The organism is Micromonospora sp. NPDC005324, assembly GCF_040607155.1.
GTDB lineage: Bacteria > Actinomycetota > Actinomycetes > Mycobacteriales > Micromonosporaceae > Micromonospora > Micromonospora trifolii.
On the sequence record NZ_JBEXGE010000008.1, the window covers coordinates 232,826 to 253,825 of the forward strand.

Annotated in this window: 23 protein-coding genes; 14 read left to right on the forward strand and 9 right to left on the reverse strand. The window is 71.1% G+C overall.

The genetic code is table 11. The features are described from left to right. Window positions 1–68 precede the first annotated feature (68 nt). Both ABZS40_RS11525 and ABZS40_RS11530 read left to right on the forward strand, forming a co-directional pair. A complete protein-coding gene (locus tag ABZS40_RS11525; RefSeq protein ID WP_030333186.1) occupies window positions 69–350 on the forward strand; it encodes a F0F1 ATP synthase subunit epsilon in 282 nt (93 codons plus the stop codon). A 12-nt stretch (window positions 351–362) separates the two neighbouring features. Then, complete coding sequence (locus ABZS40_RS11530; RefSeq protein ID WP_124857610.1) at window positions 363–818, forward strand: DUF2550 domain-containing protein; 456 nt, start codon at window positions 363–365, stop codon at window positions 816–818. Between the two features lie 414 nt (window positions 819–1,232). Here the strand turns inward: ABZS40_RS11530 and ABZS40_RS11535 are convergent, their stop codons facing one another. Beyond that, on the reverse strand, window positions 1,233–1,805 hold the full coding sequence (locus tag ABZS40_RS11535) for a cob(I)yrinic acid a,c-diamide adenosyltransferase (protein ID WP_354943216.1): 573 nt from the start codon (window positions 1,803–1,805) through the stop codon (window positions 1,233–1,235). On the opposite strand from ABZS40_RS11535, the gene murA reads away from it, so the two are divergent. Both murA and ABZS40_RS11545 read left to right on the forward strand, forming a co-directional pair. Next, window positions 1,804–3,246 (forward strand): UDP-N-acetylglucosamine 1-carboxyvinyltransferase, encoded by a 1,443-nt coding sequence (gene murA, locus ABZS40_RS11540; protein WP_354943217.1) that lies wholly within the window; start codon window positions 1,804–1,806, stop codon window positions 3,244–3,246. The genes ABZS40_RS11535 and murA overlap by 2 nt on opposite strands. Before the next feature lie 97 nt (window positions 3,247–3,343). Then, window positions 3,344–4,192 (forward strand): 3-hydroxyacyl-CoA dehydrogenase family protein, encoded by an 849-nt coding sequence (locus ABZS40_RS11545; protein WP_110561611.1) that lies wholly within the window; start codon window positions 3,344–3,346, stop codon window positions 4,190–4,192. A 40-nt stretch (window positions 4,193–4,232) separates the two neighbouring features. On the opposite strand, the gene ABZS40_RS11550 is transcribed toward ABZS40_RS11545, so the two are convergent. Together ABZS40_RS11550 and ABZS40_RS11555 are read right to left on the reverse strand one after the other, a co-directional pair. Beyond that, window positions 4,233–5,078: an ABC transporter permease gene (locus ABZS40_RS11550; protein WP_238677307.1), complete on the reverse strand. Its 846-nt coding sequence runs from the start codon at window positions 5,076–5,078 to the stop codon at window positions 4,233–4,235. Then, the gene (locus tag ABZS40_RS11555) at window positions 5,075–5,926 is read right to left on the reverse strand and encodes an ABC transporter ATP-binding protein (RefSeq protein WP_354943218.1); all 852 of its coding nucleotides are present in this window, start codon (window positions 5,924–5,926) and stop codon (window positions 5,075–5,077) included. Before ABZS40_RS11555 ends, ABZS40_RS11550 begins: the two co-directional genes overlap by 4 nt. Before the next feature lie 151 nt (window positions 5,927–6,077). Here ABZS40_RS11555 and ABZS40_RS11560 point away from each other — a divergent pair, with 151 nt between their 5' ends. Next, entirely contained in the window at window positions 6,078–8,084 is a 2,007-nt protein-coding gene (locus ABZS40_RS11560) for a protein meaA (RefSeq protein WP_354943219.1), read from the forward strand. Window positions 8,085–8,113: 29 nt separating this feature from the next. Here the strand turns inward: ABZS40_RS11560 and ABZS40_RS11565 are convergent, their stop codons facing one another. Continuing rightward, complete coding sequence (locus tag ABZS40_RS11565; RefSeq protein ID WP_328652364.1) at window positions 8,114–8,410, reverse strand: DUF1540 domain-containing protein; 297 nt, start codon at window positions 8,408–8,410, stop codon at window positions 8,114–8,116. A gap of 82 nt (window positions 8,411–8,492) precedes the next feature. Beyond that, a complete protein-coding gene (locus ABZS40_RS11570) occupies window positions 8,493–9,110 on the reverse strand; it encodes a DUF4126 domain-containing protein (protein ID WP_354943220.1) in 618 nt (205 codons plus the stop codon). A 71-nt stretch (window positions 9,111–9,181) separates the two neighbouring features. Between ABZS40_RS11570 and nucS the strand changes: the two genes are divergently transcribed. Beyond that, the gene (gene nucS / locus ABZS40_RS11575; RefSeq protein ID WP_354943221.1) at window positions 9,182–9,841 is read left to right on the forward strand and encodes an endonuclease NucS; all 660 of its coding nucleotides are present in this window, start codon (window positions 9,182–9,184) and stop codon (window positions 9,839–9,841) included. 26 nt (window positions 9,842–9,867) lie between these two features. On the opposite strand, the gene ABZS40_RS11580 is transcribed toward nucS, so the two are convergent. After that, window positions 9,868–11,364, reverse strand: coding sequence for an aldehyde dehydrogenase family protein (locus ABZS40_RS11580; RefSeq protein WP_354943222.1), 1,497 nt, complete (start codon window positions 11,362–11,364; stop codon window positions 9,868–9,870). A 308-nt stretch (window positions 11,365–11,672) separates the two neighbouring features. Between ABZS40_RS11580 and ABZS40_RS11585 the strand changes: the two genes are divergently transcribed. The 7 genes from ABZS40_RS11585 (at window position 11,673) to ABZS40_RS11615 (ending at window position 17,947) form a co-directional block, all read left to right on the forward strand. Then, window positions 11,673–12,038, forward strand: coding sequence for an FHA domain-containing protein (locus ABZS40_RS11585; protein ID WP_258400443.1), 366 nt, complete (start codon window positions 11,673–11,675; stop codon window positions 12,036–12,038). Between the two features lie 88 nt (window positions 12,039–12,126). Next, on the forward strand, window positions 12,127–13,188 hold the full coding sequence (locus tag ABZS40_RS11590) for an alpha/beta hydrolase (protein WP_354943223.1): 1,062 nt from the start codon (window positions 12,127–12,129) through the stop codon (window positions 13,186–13,188). 126 nt (window positions 13,189–13,314) lie between these two features. Further along, window positions 13,315–15,105, forward strand: coding sequence for a 3-hydroxybutyryl-CoA dehydrogenase (locus tag ABZS40_RS11595; RefSeq protein ID WP_354943224.1), 1,791 nt, complete (start codon window positions 13,315–13,317; stop codon window positions 15,103–15,105). Window positions 15,106–15,145: 40 nt separating this feature from the next. Next, window positions 15,146–15,640 (forward strand): SigE family RNA polymerase sigma factor, encoded by a 495-nt coding sequence (locus ABZS40_RS11600; RefSeq protein WP_354943225.1) that lies wholly within the window; start codon window positions 15,146–15,148, stop codon window positions 15,638–15,640. After that, window positions 15,637–16,680, forward strand: a complete 1,044-nt coding sequence (locus ABZS40_RS11605; RefSeq protein WP_354943226.1) for a hypothetical protein — start codon at window positions 15,637–15,639, stop codon at window positions 16,678–16,680. The genes ABZS40_RS11600 and ABZS40_RS11605 overlap by 4 nt, the downstream gene beginning before the upstream one ends. 43 nt (window positions 16,681–16,723) lie before the next feature. Continuing rightward, the gene (locus ABZS40_RS11610) at window positions 16,724–17,047 is read left to right on the forward strand and encodes a hypothetical protein (RefSeq protein ID WP_354943227.1); all 324 of its coding nucleotides are present in this window, start codon (window positions 16,724–16,726) and stop codon (window positions 17,045–17,047) included. 90 nt (window positions 17,048–17,137) lie between these two features. Continuing rightward, window positions 17,138–17,947 (forward strand): alpha/beta hydrolase, encoded by an 810-nt coding sequence (locus tag ABZS40_RS11615; protein WP_354943228.1) that lies wholly within the window; start codon window positions 17,138–17,140, stop codon window positions 17,945–17,947. Window positions 17,948–17,980: 33 nt separating this feature from the next. Here the strand turns inward: ABZS40_RS11615 and ABZS40_RS11620 are convergent, their stop codons facing one another. The 3 genes from ABZS40_RS11620 to ABZS40_RS11630 all read right to left on the reverse strand — a co-directional run bounded on the left by ABZS40_RS11620 (window position 17,981) and on the right by ABZS40_RS11630 (window position 20,196). Next, the gene (locus ABZS40_RS11620; RefSeq protein ID WP_354943247.1) at window positions 17,981–19,060 is read right to left on the reverse strand and encodes an AI-2E family transporter; all 1,080 of its coding nucleotides are present in this window, start codon (window positions 19,058–19,060) and stop codon (window positions 17,981–17,983) included. A gap of 147 nt (window positions 19,061–19,207) precedes the next feature. Next, the gene (locus tag ABZS40_RS11625) at window positions 19,208–19,396 is read right to left on the reverse strand and encodes a DUF397 domain-containing protein (protein ID WP_354943229.1); all 189 of its coding nucleotides are present in this window, start codon (window positions 19,394–19,396) and stop codon (window positions 19,208–19,210) included. Further along, the gene (locus ABZS40_RS11630; RefSeq protein WP_354943230.1) at window positions 19,387–20,196 is read right to left on the reverse strand and encodes a helix-turn-helix transcriptional regulator; all 810 of its coding nucleotides are present in this window, start codon (window positions 20,194–20,196) and stop codon (window positions 19,387–19,389) included. The genes ABZS40_RS11625 and ABZS40_RS11630 overlap by 10 nt, the downstream gene beginning before the upstream one ends. A gap of 334 nt (window positions 20,197–20,530) precedes the next feature. Between ABZS40_RS11630 and ABZS40_RS11635 the strand changes: the two genes are divergently transcribed. Continuing rightward, the gene (locus tag ABZS40_RS11635; protein WP_354943248.1) at window positions 20,531–20,869 is read left to right on the forward strand and encodes a hypothetical protein; all 339 of its coding nucleotides are present in this window, start codon (window positions 20,531–20,533) and stop codon (window positions 20,867–20,869) included. Window positions 20,870–21,000 lie beyond the last annotated feature (131 nt).

Here is a 21,000-nt window from a genome sequence, read left to right on the forward strand (position 1 = left end):
CCCGCGTTGGGCGCGCCGCGTCGTCAGGCTAGACTTTCGGCAATCCGTAGCCGCAGCAAGGAGACAGCGTGGCACAGCAGCTTCACGTCGAGCTCGTCGCCGTCGAGGAGAAGGTCTGGTCCGGTGACGCCGAGATGGTCGTCGCCCGGACGACCGAAGGCGAGCTCGGTGTCCTGCCGGGGCACGCGCCGCTGCTCGGCCAACTCGCCGAGCCCGGTCAGGTACGCATCAAGCTCGCCGGCGGCGAGCAGGTCGCCTACGAGGTGGCCGGCGGCTTCCTCTCGGTGAGTGCCGACGGTGTCACCGTGCTGGCCGAGAGCGCAACCCCGGTCTCCGCGCAGAGCCGCTGAGCCACACCGGGGATGGAGATCGTCGAAGGATTCGGAATCGGCGTTGTCGTCATCCTCGGCGCGCTTCTGATCCTCTTCGTCCGGCGAGCTCTCGTCACCCGCAGCGGTGGCATCATCCGGCTCAGCGTCCGGGTCTCCACCATGCTCGACGGCCGCGGCTGGTCGCCCGGCTTCGGCCGGTTCGCCGGTGACGAGCTGCGCTGGTACCGGATGTTCAGCTTCGCGATCCGGCCCAAGCGGGTGCTCTCCCGCAAGGGGCTGGCCGTGGAGCGCCGCCGGTTGCCCGAAGGTCAGGAACGATTCTCCATGCCGGCGGACTGGGTGATCCTCCGCTGTACCAGCCACCACGCACCGGTGGAGATCGCCATGGCGCGATCGACAGTTACCGGTTTTCTCTCCTGGCTCGAGGCCGCCCCTCCGGGGGCGGTCTCGCCGCGTATGGCCTCCCAGGACTGGCCGGCTGCCTGAGTTTGTCGGACGCCCCTGGGGTTTCCGGGGGAGCCCGCCCGGCTCCGGGCGGTCAGGCTTGATCCCTGCGCCGGGCGGGCTCCCCCGGAAACCCGTCGTTGCCACTGTGCGCCGGTCCGGCGGGCTTTGATCACCTGCCGTTATCCGTGCAGTCGAGTCTCGCCTTCTTGGCGGGCGTGGCAGCGTGATCGACTCGGCTTTCTTGATGTCGGGGTGTTCTGGTCGCTGGGATGGCCCGACTTCAAGGAACCCGAGTCGATCTAGGCGCTGGTTGGCACTGAGGGCTCGGCTTCGACCGTCAGGACGCCGCCCCTGGCCCTGCGTGGGCCGCCCGACGGACGAGTCGACGTTGGCTACGCGTGGTGGCGGGCATTGTGGGAACCCAGACCTCGACGTGGTGCGGAGCGCCGACGTTCAACGCTTGCCGCCCGGCACCCATAGCACGTCTCCTGCCGGATTTGCCGTTCTTGACAGGATAAAGAGCAGATCGGAGAGCCGGTTGAGATACTTTGCCGGGAGCGTGCTGGTTCGTTCCGGATCGTGGCTGACCAACGCCCACGCTGCCCGTTCGGCACGCCGGGCGACGGTCCGCGCCACGTGCAGCAGCGCCGCACCTGCGGTGCCGCCGGGGAGGATGAAGGAGTCGAGCTTGCTCAGGCGTGCGTTGTACTCGTCGCACCAGCCCTCCAGGCGCTCGACGTACTCCTCGGTCACCCGCAGCGGCGGGTACTTCGGGTCCGGCTCGACCGGGGTGGACAGGTCGGCGCCGACGTCGAACAGGTCGTTCTGCACCGACCCCAGCACGCCGCGAAGCTCCTCGTCGAGGTTTCCCAGCGCGAGCGCGACGCCGATCGCCGCGTTGCACTCGTCGACATCCGCGTACGCGGCGATCCGTGGATCGGTCTTCGGCACCTGCTCGTTGTTGCTCAGCCTGGTCATGCCGGCGTCGCCGGCCTTGGTGTAGATGCGCGTGAGGTGGACGGCCATGACGCACAGCCTACGGATTCCCGACCTGACGATCCCGGCCCGGCCGGACAGCACCGCCGGCTGGCCGGTGGTGGTGGGCCCCGGCGACGCCGGCGATCCGGCGGTCAACGATGTCGACGTCATCCGGGTCCGCGGTGACGCCCGACTGGCCGGCACCGTGCACGTGGTCGGTGCCAAGAACTCGGCGTTGAAGCTGATGGCCGCCGCGCTGCTCGCGCCGGGCCGCAGTGTCATCACCAACGTCCCCCGGATCACCGACATCGCGATCATGGGGGAGGTGCTGCGCCGGCTGGGCTGCGACGTCCAGTTCGAGGCGGACGACCCGGTCGACCCGATGGTCGCCCGTGGCGGCGTGGCCCGGTCCCGGTCGGTGACGATCGACGTACCCGAGCAGCCGGGCGCGGAGGCCGACTACGACCTGGTTCGACGGCTGCGCGCGTCGATCTGCGTGCTCGGCCCGTTGCTGGCCCGTCGGGGGTACGTGCGGGTGGCCCATCCCGGCGGCGACGCGATCGGGTCGCGGGGGTTGGACATGCACATCTCCGGGCTGACCCGGATGGGCGCGGAGATCTCCGGTGAGCACGGGTTCGTCATCGCGTCCGCCCCGCACGGGCTGCGGGGCGCGGACATCGTGCTGGACTTCCCCAGCGTCGGCGCGACCGAGAACCTGGTGATGGCGGCGGTGCTGGCCCAGGGCACCACGATGATCGACAACGCGGCCCGGGAGCCGGAGATCGTCGACATCTGCACGATGCTCAACCAGATGGGCGCGCGCATCGTCGGCGCGGGCACGTCGACGTTGCGAATCACCGGTGTGCCCGGTCTTCGGCCGGTGCGCCACGCCACGGTGGGGGACCGGATCGTCGCCGGCACCTGGGCGTTCGGCGCGGCGATGACCCGGGGCGACGTGACGGTGACCGGGCTGGACCCGGCCTTCCTGGAGGTCGCCCTGGACAAGGTGGTGGCCGCCGGCGGGCTGGTGGAGACCCGGGGGGACGGCTTCCGCGTACGGATGGACGAGCGGCCTCGGGCGGTGGACGTGGTGACGCTGCCGTACCCCGGCTTCGCCACCGACCTGCTGCCGATGGCGATCGGGCTGGCGGCCGTCAGCGACGGCGCCTCCCTCATCACCGAGAACATCTTCGACGGCCGGTTCATGTTCGCCAACGAGATGATGCGGCTCGGCGCGGACATCAAGACCGACGGGCATCACGCTGTGGTCCGAGGCCGGGATCGGCTCTCCGGTGCCCCGGTGCGGGCCACCGACATCCGGGCCGGAGCAGGGTTGATCATCGCCGGGCTCTGCGCGGAGGGGGTCAGCGAGGTCTCCCACGTGCACCACGTCGACCGGGGCTACCCGGACTTCGTGGCGGACCTGCGTGCGCTCGGGGTGGCGGTCGAGCGGGGCACCACCCCCGAGGAGCCGGCACTGGAGATCTGAGGCCCCCCACGACCCGGCCCCGACCGCCACTTAGCCATCGTTCAGGCTCGCCGACTAGGGTGCTGGCAGGCACTCAATCGCAGCGAGGGAGAAGCAGATGGCGGGTCGACTCGCGGTCGTCGGGGCCGGGCTGATGGGCTCCGGCATCGCCCAGGTGGCGGCGCAGGCGGGCTGGCAGGTGACGCTGCGCGACCTGGACGACGCGGCCACCACCCGGGGTCTCGGCGGTATTCGGAAGTCACTGGAGAAGTTCGCCGAGAAGGGCAAGATCGAGGCGTCCGAGGTCGAGGCGACGCTGGCTCGGATCACCCCGACCACCGACCTGGAGGCGGCGGCGGACGCGGACATCGTGGTCGAGGCGGTCTTCGAGCGGTTGGAGATCAAGCACGAGGTGTTCCGCGCTCTGGACAAGATCTGCAAGTCGGACGCGGTGCTCGCCACAAACACCTCGGCCATCCCGGTCACCCAGATCGCCGCGGTGACCGAGCGGCCGGAGGCGGTCGTCGGCACCCACTTCTTCTCCCCGGTGCCGATGATGCAGCTCTGCGAGCTGGTGCGCGGTTACAAGACCAGCGACGCCACGCTGGACACCGCGCGGGCCTTCGCCGAGGAGATCGGCAAGACGGTCGTCGTGGTCAACCGGGACATCGCCGGCTTCGTCACCACCCGACTGATCTCCGCCCTGGTGATGGAGGCGGTCAAGCTGGTCGAGTCCGGGGTGGTGTCCGCGGAGGACCTGGACACCGCCTGCCGGCTGGGCTTCGGGCACGCGATGGGCCCGCTGGCCACCACCGACCTGACCGGCGTGGACGTGCTGCTGCACGCTTCGAAGAACATCTACACCGACACCGCCGACGAGAAGTTCTTCCCGCCGGAGCTGCTCCAGCGGATGGTCACCGCCGGCGACCTGGGTCGCAAGACCGGCAAGGGTTTCTACACGTACTGAGTTGTGGCGACCGGGGCGGGCGACCGCCCCGGTCGGCCGCTCAGCCGTCGCGCTTGGTGGTCCAGCGGAAGGTGGTCAGGCAGAGCACCACGCCGATCACGCACCACAGGACCAGCACCACCGCCACGCGGCCCAGCTCGAACGAGCCGCCCGGCTCCTGGGCGCCGAAGCTCTCCGGCAGGAACACCGACCGCAGCCCCTGGCACATCCACTTGAGCGGGAAGACCGCCGCCACCTGCTGCATCCAGGTGGGCAGGTCGGTGAAGACGAAGAACACCCCGGAGATGAACTGGAGCACCAGGGCCACCGGGGTGACCACGGCCGAGCCGCTGCGCGCGGTGCGGGCCAGCGACGAGATCGCGATGCCGCACAGGGTGCACGCGGTGACGCCGAGCACGGCGACCCAGCCGAAGGTGAACCACTTCGCGGCGGTGCCGGGCAGGTCGAGGTCGAACAGCGCCACCGCGACGGCCAGCAGCAGGACCGTCTCGGCGATGCCGATCGCCACCACCATGATCACTTTGCCGGCGAACCAGACCCACTTCGGCATCGGCGTGCCCCGGTAGCGCTTGAGCACGCCCCGGTCCCGTTCGATCGGGATCCAGATGCCGAGGTTCTGGAAGCTCACCGTCATCAGGCCGGTCGCGATCATCCCGGTGATGAAGTACTGGGTGAACTTGACCCCGCCGCCGATCGTGCCGTCGAAGATCGACGCGAAGATCAGGATCATGATGATGGGGAAGCCCATGGTGAAGACCACCGACTCCCGGCTGCGCAGGAACTGGGTGATCTCCAGTCGGCCCTGGCGCAGGGCGAGCGCGCCGGCACCCGGCCGTCGGCCGCGGGTCGCGGTGACCGGCGTCGCCGGCTTCGTCGTGGTCGTCATCGCGCGTGTCCGATCATGGTGAGGTAGACGTCCTCCAGGGTCGGCCGGGTCACCGTGAGCCCGGGGACCTCGCCGCCGTGGCGCGCGGCCAGGTCGGCCACGAAGGCCGTCGGCGTCGCGCTCTGCGCGCTCTCCAGCGTCCCTTCCGGGGTACGCCAGGAGACCGTCGCGAGAGCCTCCTGCCGATTGCCCAGCCGGTTGGGCGCGGCCACCTCGACCAGCCGACCGCCGGCGATCACGCCGACCCGGTCGGCGAGGGCCTCGGCCTCGTCCAGGTAGTGGGTTGTCAGCACGATGGTGGTGCCGGCCGCGGCGAGGTCGCGGATCAGCTCCCAGAACTCGCGGCGGGCCTCCGGGTCGAAACCGGTGGTCGGCTCGTCGAGGAAGAGCAGCTCAGGACGGCCGATGATGCCCAGGGCCACGTCCAGGCGGCGCTTCTGCCCACCGGAGAGGGTGTGCGTCCGGGCCTTCGCCTTGTCGGCCAGCCCCACCCGGTCGATCACCTTGTCCGGGTCGTCCGCGTCGGGGTAGAAGCCGGAGAAGTGCCGGATCACCTCGGCGACGGTCAGCTCGTCGAACTCGCCGGTGCCCTGGAGCACGATGCCGACCCGGGTACGCCAGTCGGCATCCGGTTGGGCCGGGTCGACGCCGAGGACGGTGACCTCGCCCGCGTCCCGGCGGCGGTAACCCTCCAGGATCTCCACCGTGGTGGTCTTGCCGGCGCCGTTCGGGCCGAGCAACGCGAACACCTCGCCGCGGTGGACGTCCAGGTCCACGCCCGCCACCGCCACGTTGTCGCCGTACGCCTTGCGCAGCCCTCGGACGGAGATGGCCAGCTCGTCATCCATGCCGTCCAGTGTGCGTCCTGGCCTGGGCCGGGTGGTGCCCGGGGTGTGGCGGCCAGCGCCACTGCGGGCGCTTGCCACCCGGACGTCCCCGACATGGACCTGTGTGGTTTTCCACAGCTCCTTTTACTGAACGGTAACTTAGACTCCGGCCATGGATGAGACGGCATTCCCGGGGCGACTGCCCGAGCGGGACCGCCCGTGGGTGATGCGCACCTACGCCGGCCACTCGTCGGCCGCGGCGACCAACGCCCTCTTCCGCCGCAACCTGGCGAAGGGGCAGACCGGCCTGTCGGTCGCCTTCGACCTGCCCACCCAGACCGGGTACGACCCGGACCACGAACTCGCCGCCGGCGAGGTCGGACGGGTCGGCGTGCCGGTGGCCCACCTCGGCGACATGCGGGCGCTCTTCGACGGTCTCCCGCTCGCCGACACGAACACCTCGATGACCATCAACGCCCCGGCGATGTGGCTGCTCGCCCTGTACGGCACCGTCGGGCTGGAGCAGGGCGCCGACCTGACCCGCTGCGCCGGCACCACCCAGAACGACATCATCAAGGAGTACCTGTCCCGGGGCACCTACATCTTTCCGCCGGCGGCGTCGCTGCGGCTCACCGCCGACGTGGTGGCGTACACGCTGCGCGAGATGCCCCGGTGGAACCCGGTCAACATCTGCTCGTACCACCTCCAGGAGGCCGGCGCCACGCCCGTGCAGGAGGTCGGTTTCGCGCTGGCCACCGCGGTCGCCGTGCTCGACGCGGTCCGTGACTCCGGCCAGGTGCCGGCCGAGCGGATGGGCGACGTGGTCCAGCGGATCTCGTTCTTCGTCAACGCCGGCGTTCGTTTCGTCGAGGAGATCGCCAAGATGCGCGCGTTCGGCGCGCTCTGGGAGGAGATCACCCGGGACCGGTACGGGGTCACCGACGCCAGACAACGGCGGTTCCGCTACGGCGTGCAGGTCAACTCGCTCGGCCTCACCGAGGCGCAGCCGGAGAACAACATCCAGCGCATCGTGCTGGAGATGCTCGGCGTGACGATGTCCCGCGACGCCCGGGCCCGCGCTGTCCAACTGCCCGCCTGGAACGAGGCGCTCGGCCTGCCCCGCCCGTGGGACCAGCAGTGGTCGCTGCGGATGCAGCAGGTCCTGGCGTACGAGTCGGATCTGCTCGAATATCCCGACCTCTTCGCCGGCTCGCACGTGATGACCGCGCTGGTCGACGAGGTCGTCACCGGGGCGCGGGTCGAGTTGGACAAGGTGCTGGAGCTGGGTGGCGTCGTCGCCGCCGTGGAGACCGGCTACCTCAAGAGCGCGCTGGTCGCGTCGTTGGCCGAACGCCGTCGGCGGATGGAGTCCGGTGCCGACGTGGTGGTCGGGGTCAACCGGTACACCGAGACCGAAGCCTCCCCGCTGACCGCCGCCGGCGCTGGTGCCGTCGAGCAGGTCGATCCCGCGGTCGAGGCGGCCGCCGTGGACGGCGTACGCCGGTGGCGGGCCGACCGGGACGCGGCCGTCGTCGACGCGGCGCTGGCCCGGCTCCGCGCGGACGCCGCGACCACCACCAACCTGATGCCGGCGACCCTGGAGTGCGTGGGGGCCGGGGTGACCACCGGCGAGTGGGCCGGCACGCTGCGCCAGGTCTTCGGCGAGTACCGGGCGCCGACCGGCCTGGCCGGCGCCACCGGCGGCGGCGGTGAGCCGGGCCTCGTGGCGGTCCGCGAGCGGGTAGCCGCCACCGCGCGGGAGTTGGGCAGCGGCCGGCTGCGGCTGCTGGTCGGCAAACCCGGCCTGGACGGGCACTCCAACGGCGCGGAGCAGATCGCGGTACGCGCCCGCGACGCCGGCTTCGAGGTCGTCTACCAGGGCATCCGGCTGACCGCGGGGCAGATCGTCGCCGCCGCCGTGGAGGAGGACGTCGACCTGGTCGGGCTCTCCGTGCTCTCCGGATCGCACCTGGCCGCCGTGCCCGCGGTGCTCGACGGGCTGCGCGCCGCCGGCCGGGCGGACCTGCCGGTGGTGGTGGGCGGCATCATCCCGGCCGGTGACGCGGACACCCTGCGGGCGGCCGGGGTCGCCCGGGTCTTCACGCCGAAGGACTTCGCCCTCACCGGCATCATCGACGACCTGGTGACTGTCATCCGTCGCGCCAACGACCTGGAGTGACCGAACGCCGTCCGGGCAGGTCGTCGGGGTCAGCGGCCGGCGTAGGTCATGCAGTCGGCCATGTCGTTGTCCGGGCCGACCCTGATCGACGCCGCGTGGCACTCCAACTGCTCGTTGTGCCGGCAGTCGGCGCGCTGGCAGGCGCCCACCTGCGCGATCAGGTTCTCCACGCCGCCCCGGACGGGCGACTCGACGAAGGTGTGGCAGTGGGCGTGATCCATGCTGCCGATGGTGATCGCGAAGGCGTGGCAGTCACCCGACTGGTTGTACGCGCACGCGGCAACAACACATTCCTGGACTCGGGGCATCTCCAACGCTGCGGTCATGCCGACCTCCTCTAGGCTCTTGCCCCGATCCTAGGCTTTTGTCGACCACCGAAACCCCGGTATGGCGAGCCCCGCCCGCCTCTCAGACGCGGAAGCCGGCGGCGCGGGCGGCCTCTCGTTCGCGGCGTCGCTCGGATCGACGGCGGACGAACCAGAAGGTGAAGAACGCCAGGCCGACCAGGAAGACGAGCACCAGCACCGGCAGGATGATCGCCACCAGGGAGACCACCACGCTGGTGGCGTCCTCGGCGGTGCTGGCGACCGGGGCGCCGATCCCGGCGGTCGTCGCGTTGATCACCGGGCGGGCCGCGGACTTGAGCAGGTGCACGCCCAACGCCAGCAGTACGCCGGTGACGACCGGCACCCACTGGTGGGACGAGAAGAAGCTCCCCGGGTCGCTGACAGTCACCGTCTCCGACGAGGAGCCGGCGCCGAAGGCCAGGCCACCGGCGGTGGGCCGGACCACTGTCTGCACCACGTCGTTGATGTGGTCGACGACTGGCACCTTGTCCGCCACCATCTCCACGGCGAGCAGCACTGCCATGATGGCGATGACCCAGCCGTTGCCGAGCCAGGCCCAGCCGCTGGGCAGGTCGATCAGGTCGGTGTAACGGCCGAGCAGGCCGAGGATGAGCAGGGGTATGTAGGCGTTGAGCCCCGCCGAGGCGGCGAGACCGGTGCCGGTGAGGACTTCGAACACGGACTCAGCATCGCATCGACGCGCCAGTGCCGCTCGCTGGCGACCGGTGGGCGCTCGGCTACCCTCGTCGGGTGCGGTTGGTCATTGCGAAGTGCTCGGTGGACTATGTCGGACGGCTCTCGGCTCACCTGCCGCTGGCCACCCGGTTGCTGATGGTGAAGGCGGACGGGTCGGTGTCTATTCACGCCGACGACCGGGCGTACAAACCGTTGAACTGGATGAGCCCGCCGTGTCGGTTGGAGGAGGCCCCCGGTGTGTGGCGGGTCGTCAACAAGGCTGGCGAGGAGCTGCGGATCACCCTGGAGGAGATCTTCCAGGACACCTCGTACGAGTTGGGTGTGGATCCGGGCCTGCGCAAGGACGGGGTGGAGGCGCACCTCCAGGAGTTGCTGGCGGCGAACCCCGGCACCCTGGGCGAGGGGTTCACGCTGGTCCGCCGCGAGTACATGACGGCCATCGGCCCGGTCGACCTGCTGTGCCGGGATGCCAACTCGGGTTCGGTCGCCGTCGAGGTCAAGCGGCGTGGCGACATCGACGGCGTGGAGCAGTTGACCCGCTATCTCGAGTTGATGAACCGTGACCCGCTGCTCAGCCCGGTCGTCGGAGTCTTCGCCGCCCAGGAGATCAAGCCGCAGGCCCGGGTGCTCGCCACCGACCGGGGTATCCGGTGTGTGGTCGTTGACTACGACAAGCTGCGCGGCATCGTGAAGGACGAGCTGACCCTCTTCTGACCGGCGCCCCAGCCGTTATCCGACACTTACCTGCCGTACATGACCTTGATGGCCTTGACGAGTCGGGCCACGTCGGCGGGGGTGCGCTCGAAGGTCATCGACGGCAGCAGAGACCGGGCACGACGTCGGGTGATCGCCTTGGACCGACCGAACTCACGCAGGCCGTCCTCCCCGTGGATCCGCCCGAAGCCGGAGTCGCCGACACCGCCGAACGGCAGGGTGGACATGCCGGCGAAGGTCAGCGTGGAGTTGATCGAGGCCATCCCGGAGCGCAGCCGCCGGGCGATGGCCACCGCGCGCCGCCGGCCGAAGACCGAACCCCCGAGGCCGTACGACAGGGCGTTGGCCCGGGCGACGGCCTCGTCGGCGTCGCGGACCCGGCTGATGGTCAGCGTGGGGCCGAAGGTCTCCTCGCGGACGGCGGCCGACTCCTCCGGGACGTCCACCAGCACTGTGGGGTGGACGTACGGCGGTTGTACGGCGCTCGGGCCGCCGAGCACGGCACGCCCACCGGACGTGATGGCGGCGTCGATGTGCTGGCGGATCACGTCGATCTGCTTGGGCATGGTGATCGGGCCGATATCGGTGCCCTCCGGCCCGACCGTCAGCTGACCGGCGCGGGCCACCACCTTGTCGACGAAGGCGTCGAAGACGGCGTCGACCGCGTACACCCGCTCGATGCCGATGCAGGTCTGACCGGCGTTTGTCATGCCGCCCCAGACGCACGCCTCGGCGGCCGCGTCCAGGTTGGCGTCGCTGTCCACGATCATGGCGTCCTTGCCGCCGCCCTCGATGAGCACCGGGGTCAGCGTCTCGGCGCAGGCGCCCATCACCTTGCGGGCGGTGGCGGTGGAGCCGGTGAAGGCCAGCTTGTTGACGCCGGAGCGGCACAGCGCCGCGCCCACGTCGCCCAGCCCGTGCACGGCGGTGAACACCGGCTGCTCGGGCACCACCTCGGCGAAGCTGTCCACCAGCCACTGGCCGACGGCGGGCGTGTACTCGCTCGGCTTGAGCACCACGGCGTTGCCGGCGGCGAGGGCGTACGCGGCGGAGCCGATCGGCGTGAAGACCGGATAGTTCCACGGCCCGATGACGCCGACCACCCCGTACGGCTGGTATTCGAGGTGCCCGGAGAACTCGGCGAGGATGAGCCGGGACCGCACCCGGCGTGGACCGAGCACGCGGCCGGCGTTGCGGGCTGCCCAGTCGATGTGCTCGATCGCGGTGACGATCTCGACGATGGCGTCCGCGATCGGCTTGCCGCCCTCGACGTGCACCAACTCGGCCAACTGCTCGATGCGCTTGGCGAGCAGGGCACGCCAGCGCAGCATCCGCTGGCGGCGGCCGGTGAAGCCGAGACCGGCCCACCACTCGCCGGCGGCGCGGGCGTTGTCGACGGCCTGCCGCACGTCGGCGTCGGTGGCGACCGGGAGGCGACCGGCCTCAGCGCCGGTCGCCGGGCTGGTGGAGACCAACTGACCCGCGTCGATGATCGGAACGCCCGGGATATGCACTGCCGTCATGGCGGAAGTCTAGACCCGAAGATTACTCACCGGTAGGGTCCCCGATTCGGGCCCGGGGGACCGGCGTCGCACCAACCCGGCCGATCGTTGATCAGTGCAGGTCAGGGCGTTGGTGACGGATGCGGCCCGCCCGAATCGTCGAACGGCAGATGGCCGGGAGGTGACGAGAGGCTGACCGGCCGGTCGGTATTGACGACTACCGTCTGATGGCAAGCTGACGCGCGGAGTGACGGTGTGGGGTGGAGGGCTGACTGTCCATGGAGGAACATCCGGAACTGATGCCGCTGTTGACGGTCGCGGGTGGACCGATGCGCGGAGCGAGCTTTCGCATGCGAGCCGAGATACAGGTGATCGGCCGAGCGCCGACCGGTCAGGTGGTCATCAACGACCCACACCTGAGCCGTCGCCACGCCGAGGTGTGGCTGGCACCGGAGGGCCCGTCCCTGCGTGACCTGGGCTCCACCAACGGCACCTGGCTCAACGACCGGCGGATCACCGCTGTGGAACGACTCTCCGACGGCGACGTGATCCGGCTGGGCCGTACCGAACTGCGCCTGTTCGACCCCGGGGTGGCGCTCACCGACCCGGTGGGGCTGAGCTTCGGCCCGTCCCGGCGCGACGTCCGACCGACGTTGCCGCTGCCGCTGGCCGCACCACCGGGCTCGCGTCGCTGATTCCTGGCGGCCGGCCACACCGGCCAGCTCCGCGGGGTGGCGGTCCGACACCTGGACCGCCGGGGACACCCGTGGCAGCATGCCGCGGATGGAGACCGAGCAGCGGACCGTGACGGCGAACGGCATCACCCAGGCGGTACGGGTGGCCGGCCCGCCGGACGGCACCCCGGTGCTGCTGATCCACGGCAACTGCTCGTCCGCGCTCTTCTGGGAGCCGCTGGTCCGCCGTCTGCCACCGACGCTGCGGGTGGTCGCCCCCGACCTGCGGGGATACGGCGACACCGCTACCGCCCCGGTGGACGCCACCCGGGGTCTGCGGGACTTCGCCGACGACGTGGCCGCCCTGCTGGACGACCCGACGCTCTTCGGCGCCGACGCGCGCCCGGTGGTGGTCGGGCACTCCCTCGGCGGCGGGGTGGCGATGCGCCTGCTGGTCGACCACCCGCACCGGATGGGGGCGTTGCTGCTCGCCGCGCCGGTCTCCCCGTACGGCTTCGGCGGCACCCGTGACCTGACCGGCACGCCGACCACCCCCGACTTCGCCGGCACCGGCGCCGGCACGGCGAACCCGGACTTCGTCGCCCGCCTCGCAGCCGGCGACCGGAGCACCGACGCGCCGGCCAGCCCGCGCGCCGTGCTGCGAGCCACCTATGTGGCAGATCCAGCCTCGCTGGGCACTGACGAGGAACTGCTGCTGGACACTGTGCTGTCCACCGCGACCGGGGACGACAACTACCCGGGCACGGCGGTGCCGTCGGAGAACTGGCCGGGCACCGCGCCGGGGGAGCGCGGGGTGCTCAACGCGCTCGCGCCGACCTGGTTCCGGCTCGCCGACGAGCTGGTGGCCGTCGCCGAGAAACCGCCGGTCACCTGGGTACGCGGAGACGTCGACGTCATCGTCTCGGACACCTCGCTCTTCGACCTGGCGTACCTGGGTTCGCTGGATCTCGTGCCCGGCTGGCCCGGCGCGGAAGCCTGCCCACCGCAGCCGATGGTCGGCCAGACCCGGGCGGTGCTCGACCGGTACGAGGCGGCCGGCGGCGCGTACCACGAGGTGGTGCTGCCCGGCTGCGGGCACAGCCCGCACCTGGAGCGCCCGGCGGAGTTCGTCGCGGAGTTGCTGGCCCTGACCAGCATGTCGACCGCGTAGCGGCGCTGCTGCGCCGTGGGTGAAATATGCCACGGCGTCTCGACAACTCACCGTCACGTGGCAGACTCGCGCGCATAACCTTAGCGGCCGTTCAGTGGCCGTGCGGAGTCTCTGGGGAGGCCGGTCGTGGCGCGCGAGTTCAGCACCGTTGGCGTGGTGGGGCTGGGCACCATGGGTGCCGGCATCGTCGAGGTCTTCGCCCGCAACGGCATCGACGTTCTGGCCGTGGAGATCTCCGCGCCCGCGCTGGAGCGCGGCCGGGCCACCCTCAAGGGCTCCACCGACCGGGCAGTCGCCAAGGGCAAGCTCGCCGAGGCGGACCGCGACGCCCTGCACGAGCGGGTGCACTTCGCGGTCGGGCTGGACGCGCTGCACTCCGTCGACCTGGTCATCGAGGCGGTGCCCGAGCACCTGGACCTCAAGCAGCGGATCTTCGCGGAGCTGGACCGGGTCTGCCGACCGGAGACGATCCTCGCCACCAACACCTCGTCGTTGAGCGTCACCGAGATCTCGGTCGCCACCAGCCGACCCAACCAGGTGATCGGCATCCACTTCTTCAACCCGGCTCCGGTGATGAAGCTGGTCGAGGTGGTCCGCACCGTCGTCACCGCACCCGAGGTGGTCGCCGACGTGGAGGCGCTCTGCGCCCGGCTCGGCAAGGTCGACGTCACCATCAACGACCGGGCCGGCTTCATCGCCAACGCGCTGCTCTTCGGCTACCTCAACCACGCGGTCGGCATGTTCGAGTCGCACTACGCGACCCGGGAGGACATCGACGCCGCCATGAAGCTCGGCTGCGGCCTGCCCATGGGCCCGCTGGCGTTGATGGACCTGATCGGCCTGGACACCGCGTACGAGATCCTGGACACCATGTACCGGCGCGGCGGGCGGGACCGTCGGCACGCACCGGTGCCGCTGCTCAAGCAGATGGTGACGGCGGGGCTGCTCGGCCGGAAGTCGGGCCGGGGCTTCTACACCTACGAGCGGCCCGGCTCCCCGGTGGTCGTACCGGACGAGGCGACGCCGCTGGCCACGGACGGCGCGCTCGCCGACGGCGCGCGCGCCATCGCGAAGGTGGGCATCGTCGGCTCCGGAACGATGGCCACCGGGATCATCGAGGTCTTCGCGAAGGCCGGCTACGAGATCGTCTCGGTGACCCGCGGCATGGAGAAGTCAGCGAAGGTCTGCGAGGCGGTGAAGACCTCGCTGAACAAGGGCGTGGTGCGCGGCAAGCTCGCCGAGGCCGACCGGGACGCCGCCCTGGGCCGGATCAGCTGGTCCGCCACGCTCGACCATCTCGCCGACGTCGACCTGGTGGTCGAGGCGGTCGTCGAGGAGTTGAGCGTCAAGAAGGCCCTCTTCGCCAGCCTCGACGAGATCTGCAAGCCGGGCGTGGTGCTGGCCACCACCACCTCGTCGCTGCCGGTGATCGACGTGGCGATGGCCACCCAGCGGCCGGCCGACGTGGTGGGGCTGCACTTCTTCAACCCGGCGCCGATCATGCCGCTGGTCGAGGTCGTCCGCACCATCCGCACCTCCCCGGAGGCCACCGCCACCGCCCGCGCCGTCTGCGCCGCGCTCGGCAAGACCGGCGTGGTCTGCGGCGACCGGTCCGGCTTCATCGTCAACGCGCTGCTCTTCCCGTACCTGAACGACGCGGTGAAGATGCTGGAGGCCAGCTACTCGACGGCCGACGACATCGACCACGCCATGAAGCTGGGCTGCGGCTACCCGATGGGCCCGTTCGAACTGCTCGACGTGGTCGGGCTGGACGTCGCCCTGGCCATCCAGCGCGAGTTGTACCTGGAACTGCGGGAGCCGGGCTTCGCGCCCGCGCCGCTGCTGGAGCACCTGGTCACCGCCGGCTACCTGGGCCGCAAGACCCGCCGCGGCTTCCGCGACCACTCGCACCGCTGACCGGGTCAACGCTGGGCGGCTCCGGTCGCGTCTGCATGGTGTGACCTTCGAGGAGTACGTCGGCAGCCGCGGCCCTGCCCTCGTTCGGCTCGCCCGGCTGCTGACCGGTGACGAGCACCGGGCCGAGGACCTCACCCAGGAGGTGCTGTCCCGGGCGTACGTGCACTGGCGCAGGATCTCTCGGGCGGACCGGCCCGACGTGTACGTGCGCCGGATGCTCGTCAACGCCAACTACTCCTGGTGGCGCCGCCGGTCGAACCGCGAACTGGCCATCGACACGTTCGTGGACCGGCCGCACCGCGGCGACCTCGGCGGCGAAGCGGCCGACCGGGACGAGATGTGGCGGCTGATCCTCGGCCTGCCCGACCGCCAGCGGGCGGTCCTGGTGCTGCGCTACTACGAAGACCTGGACGACGCGACGATCGCGCAGATCCTGGACTGCTCGCCGGTCACCGTCCGCACCCACGCGATGCGGGCGCTCGCCAACCTCCGGGAGCGCTGCGGTGCCCCGGCCACCAACGGGAGCCGACAGTGACGGACCTCGACCAGCGGATCATCTCAACCCTGCGGGAGCACGCCGAGGGTCAGGTCGACATCGGCCAGCTGACGAGCGGGGCGGTTACCCAGGGCAGGGCCCGACGGGCGCGGCGACGAGCCGCGGTGGGCGGGACGGCCTTCGGCGTGGCGGCGGTGCTCGGCCTCGGGGTGGCGGGCGGCGGTGGGCTGCCCGTCGAGGTGCCCTGGACGGGGGCGAAACCGGCAACCCAGGCGGCCACGCCGGCGGCGGCGCCCGGGGTGCCGGGCGCACTCGCCCGACCTGATCTGGTCGGAAAGGACCCCGGTCTGCTGCACTTCGGCGTCGACCCGGCCCACGCTCGCTACCTGAGCTGGCGATCGGCGGCCGGCCTGGAGAGCGCCGAGCTTGATCTGGGTGGCTCCGCGCCGGTCAGTTTCTACCTCGCCCGCAGCGCAGCCGTGGCCGAGGGGGTCCACCTGGAGGGCGACAGGCTCATCCCGCAGCCGGCGGACGTTCCTTACGACGGTCAGCTGGATCGGCTCACCATGGGCGGCGCTGTTCCGACCTGGGTGCTGCGGTGGCAGCCGGTGCCCGGCCTTTTTGCCCGCCTGCGCACGGAGGCGCCCACCGGCGCGGCGCTGCGGGTGGCCAAGATTGCCCTCCGCCTGGATGTGGCGCACCAATGCAGCGCTCCGGTGCGGCTCACCGCACTGCCGGCGGAGGCCTGGAAGGCTGGCTGCGAGGTCAACGTGGCCAGCCTCCCGGCCACGCTGGACGTCTCGTTGATCGTCAACGGGCGGGGGGATCGCTCGATGGAGGTGCGGCTTCAATACGTGCGCAGCATCGCTGGTGAGCGTAGGGAGCCCAACGCGACGGCGGCCGGCAGGCCGGCCTACCGCTACCCGCAGGGCGGGATGCTGGAGCTACTCGGCATACCGAAGGCTCACCTCACCGCGGGTTGGGGCTGGCCGAACAAGGGCTTCGCCGAGGAGGACGCGGCAACAGTGCTGGGCGGGGTGCAGGTCGCCGAGCACCTGGACCGGCCCGACACCTGGTGACCGCCCCCGGCGGCCGCACCCGCCGGACGTACGCTTGGTGACTGTGAGCCCCCGTCGCAATCGCCCTCGCCGGGACGAGGACGCCAACCTGGACGCCGATCGGGTCCGGCAGGGCGTCGCCTCGGTGCAGCAGTGGACCGACGGTGCCTGGCAGGTGCGCGGCATCGGCGCGGGGGCGTCGGTCAAGACGTACCGCTGCCCCGGCTGTAACCAGGAGATCCGACCCGGGATGGCGCACCTGGTGGCCTGGCCCGCGGACGGCCTGGGTGACCTGACCGACCGGCGGCACTGGCACAGCGGCTGCTGGCGTGCCCGGGACCGGCGCGGCCCGGCGGTGCAGCGCGGCCGGGGCGCGCCGCGCTACTGAGCGACCCGCCCGCGCTGCGGCGTAGCGACGTGGGTCACCCTGTTCGTGCCTGGGCGGGCGGCGGCGGCGACTTCGCGACAGACTTGGGCGGTGAGCACAGCGATCCGCGCGTCGTCGATCCTGCCCGGCCGCCGGGAGGACATCGAGCTGCACACCGCCGATGGTCTGCGGCTGGTCGGTGAGCTGGCCCTGCCGGCCGACCGGCCGCCGGTGGCCACCCTGGTCTGCCTGCACCCGCTGCCCACCCACGGCGGAATGATGGACAGCCACGTGTTCCGCAAGGCGGCCTGGCGGCTGCCCGCGCTGGCCGACCTGGCGGTGCTGCGGTTCAACACCCGGGGCACCAGCAGCGTGCGCGGCACCAGCGAGGGGGCCTTCGACGGCGCGGTGGGCGAGCGGTACGACGTGGCCGCCGCCATCGAGTACGCGGAGTTCGCTGAGCTGCCCAACATCTGGCTCGTCGGCTGGTCGTTCGGCACGGACCTGGCACTGAAGTACGGCTGTGACCCGACGATCGCCGGGGCGATCCTGCTCTCCCCGCCACTGCGCTTCTCCGCCCCCGAGGACCTGGCCACCTGGGCCAACTCGGGTCGCCCGCTGGTGGCGTTGGTGCCCGAGTTCGACGACTACCTGCGCCCCACCGAGGCGGGGGAGCGGTTCGCCGCCGTGCCGCAGGCCGAGGTGGTCGGGGTGCCGGGCGCCAAGCACCTCTGGGTGGGCGACGCGGAGACGGTGCTCGACGAGATCGTCCGGCAGGTCAACCCGGCCGTCGAGGTGCCGCTGCCGACGACCTGGGACGGCCCGATGGAGGCCGGCGACGTCAGCGCGTACGCCGACCGGACGGTGGCCGCCTTCGCCGACACCCCCGTCCCCGGCCCGGCCGCCACCACGGCGGACTGACCCGGCCTGACCGCCGGTCCGGCCGGCTGACGCTCAGCGGCGCTCCTGGCGGGGCAGCACCACCTCGCGCAGGATCAGTTGCAACGCGGCCACAGTGGGAATGGCGATCAGCGCGCCCACCACGCCCAGCAGCGCCACCCCGAGCAGCGCGGCCAGCAGGGCGGCCACCTCGTTGACCTCCACCGAACGACGCATCACCTTCGGGTAGATGAGGTAGTTCTCCACCTGCTGGTAGATCAGGAAGAAGACCGCGCAGGCGATGCCGGTGGGGAGGTCGGCCGCGAAGCCGACCAGGCTCACGATCACCGCGCCCAGGGTGGCGCCGATCTGCGGGATCAGGTCGGTCACCGCGACCACCACGGCCAGCGCGAACGGGTACGGCAGGTCGACGATCAGCGCGAAGACGAAGGTGGTCGCGCCGGCCAGCACCGCGATGCTCAGTGCGCCGACCATGTACGCGCCCACCTTGGCCAGGATCTCGTCGCCGATCAACTGCACCCGCTGCCGGCGCGACCGGGGCACCAACGAGTAGCCCAGCGAGCGCAGCTTGTCGAAGTAGGCCAGGAAGTAGATGGTCAGCACCAGCACTGTCAGCGTCCGGAACACCGTGCCGAAGATCAGTTGTGCGCCGCCCAGCACCCCGCCGAGCGCCCGTCCGACAGTCTCCGCGTTGGCAGCGCCCTGCACCCGCTCCACCACGTCGTACCGCTCCACCAGGTCATTGACCGTCGGGTTGCGGCGCAACTCGTCGAGCAGGCTCGGGATCTGGTCGATGAACTGCCCCGACTGGGTGACGATCGGTGGGACCAGCGCCACGATGCCGCCGCAGAGCAGCAGCACCACAGTGAGGGCTACCGCCGCCACCGCCAGGCCATGCGGCACACCCCAGCGGCCCAGTCGGACCACTGCCGGGTTGAGGCCGACCGCGAGGAAGAGCGCGATCACCACCAGCACGAGGATGCCGCCGGCATTGCGAATCCCCAGATAGAGGGTGTACGCCAGCAGCACGCCCAGCGCACCGGTGAAGCCGAGCAGGAAGCTGCTGCGGCGCAGTGGCCGCCCCGGTGTGCCGAACTTTCCGGAGGGGACCGCCGGCGGCTCGTCCGGGTCGATCCCCGGGGCGGGGACCGGCACCGGCGGTGGCGTCTCCGCCGGCTGTGGTGTCTCCGCCGTCTGCGGGTTCTCGGCTGGCGGGGGACCGGGGGTCACGTTCGGCTCGTCGCCGGACTGGTCGTCCTGTGGCACCAGGGACCTCCCGGCTCAGGCCGTCGGCTGACGGGCGACGGCCACGAACGCCCGCCACGCGGCAGGCGCGAACACCAGCACCGGGCCGCTCGGGTCCTTACTGTCCCGCACCCCCACAGCCCCGGGCAGATTGTCCGCCACCTCGACACACTCACTGTTGCCGCTGCGAGTGGAGGTGCGCCAAACTGCGCCGCTCAGGTGCATGAATCCACTGCTTCCTTCATGAGGTCAATCGAGTGCCGATGAGAGAGCGCTTCGTTGCGAACCGTCTCCCATCGTGAGAGCAGCGTAGCCACGTCGCTATCTCGGTCAACCACGACGCCGGCAAGCTGGTTTTCAAGGTTGCCGACCCAGCCACCGTCCCCGCCGCGCGCAAGCGTGAAGGGTCCGGACATCCCGACGTGCACTCCAACCTCGGCGGGAATGACGTGCACGCTGACCGGCGGACGTTGGGCGTAGGTGATCAACTGGGTGAGCTGCTCGACCATGATCCCGCGCATGTGCTCAGCGGTGTGCCGCAGCGCGTGTTCGTCGACGACGGCGATGAGCTGCGGTGGGTCAGCCTGCGTGAGAATGGACTGACGGTCCAGGCGGGCGTGGACTCGGCGTTCCACTTCGTCGTCGCTGAGCAGGTCGTCGCAGCGGATCACCGCACGGGCGTAGTTCTCGGTCTGGAGCAGCCCGGGGATCAGTGAAGGCTGAAAGCAGCGCAGTTGACGGGCGGTGCGCTCGGCGTCCAGCCAGGGCCGGAACCAGCTCGGCTGGCCGTCCCGCTCGGCGAGCTTCAGCAGGTGGACGAGCAGACCGCCGGTGGTCAGCACCTCGTCGGCGCGGGCCAGGAAGAGCCGGTCCAGCGGACGTTGGCCCAGCTCCAGCGCGGAGACCATTGAGCCGGAGTAGTGCACCAGCCGGCCGAAGTCCTCCTGGCTCATCCCGGCGGCGATCCGCAGCCGGCGCAGTTGCGCGCGGATCATGTCGGCCGTCGGCGCGGCGTCGCCTTCCACAGTGCCTCCGCAGGTCGAGGGTCGTCTCCACCGGTCGACCCGGCGGGTCACGTCGGCGCCGCAGTCACCCCACGGGAGCCGGAGATGCCTTCCGACCGTAGCCGTGTCCTCAGCAGACTGTCACGTGTCGGGTCGTCCCCAGACCACTCCGGTTCCCCACCGCGCGGGCCTGCCGTTGCACGGCAGCGCTACCGCGCCCCAGTCGAGGAGGTCACCCATGCCCACGTCTCGCCCCGTCGGCCGGTCGCTGCCCGCCACCGTCGCCCTGGCGTCGCGGTCGTCCGCGGGCTGCACCCCACCGGGCTCCAGCTCAGGTGAGAGGGCACGTACCCCGATGTCGGGGCTGCCGCAGCCGCGGCTCGGGCCGTACCCCGTGTTTCCCCGACCCTGCGGCGCGCGGACGCCGCACACCCCCCTGCGGCCCCTGTGGTGCTGCCGGGCCGACGGTCGGCCGTGGCCCTGCGCGGATGCCCGGTTGCTGCTCAAGGCGGAGTTCGACGAGGACCCGGCCGCGCTGACCATCTACCTCGCCGGGCTCTACCACGAGGCGGCGCACGACCTCTACCAGCTCAATCCCTACGACGGCCCGGCGCCCAGGGAGCTGTTCGAGCGCTTCGTGGCGTGGGGCCCGTTCCGTCGCCCGATCATCGACCCACCCCCGGACGTCGGCTAGACCCGCCCGCAGATCTTGGACAGTTTCCGTCAGGGCGGCGGGCTCAACTGGTGGTTGCAACACCCTTCCGTGATCTTCGTTGGGGTGGTTATGGCGTTGAGGTTGAGCCCGCTGGAGCGGGAGCAGATCGG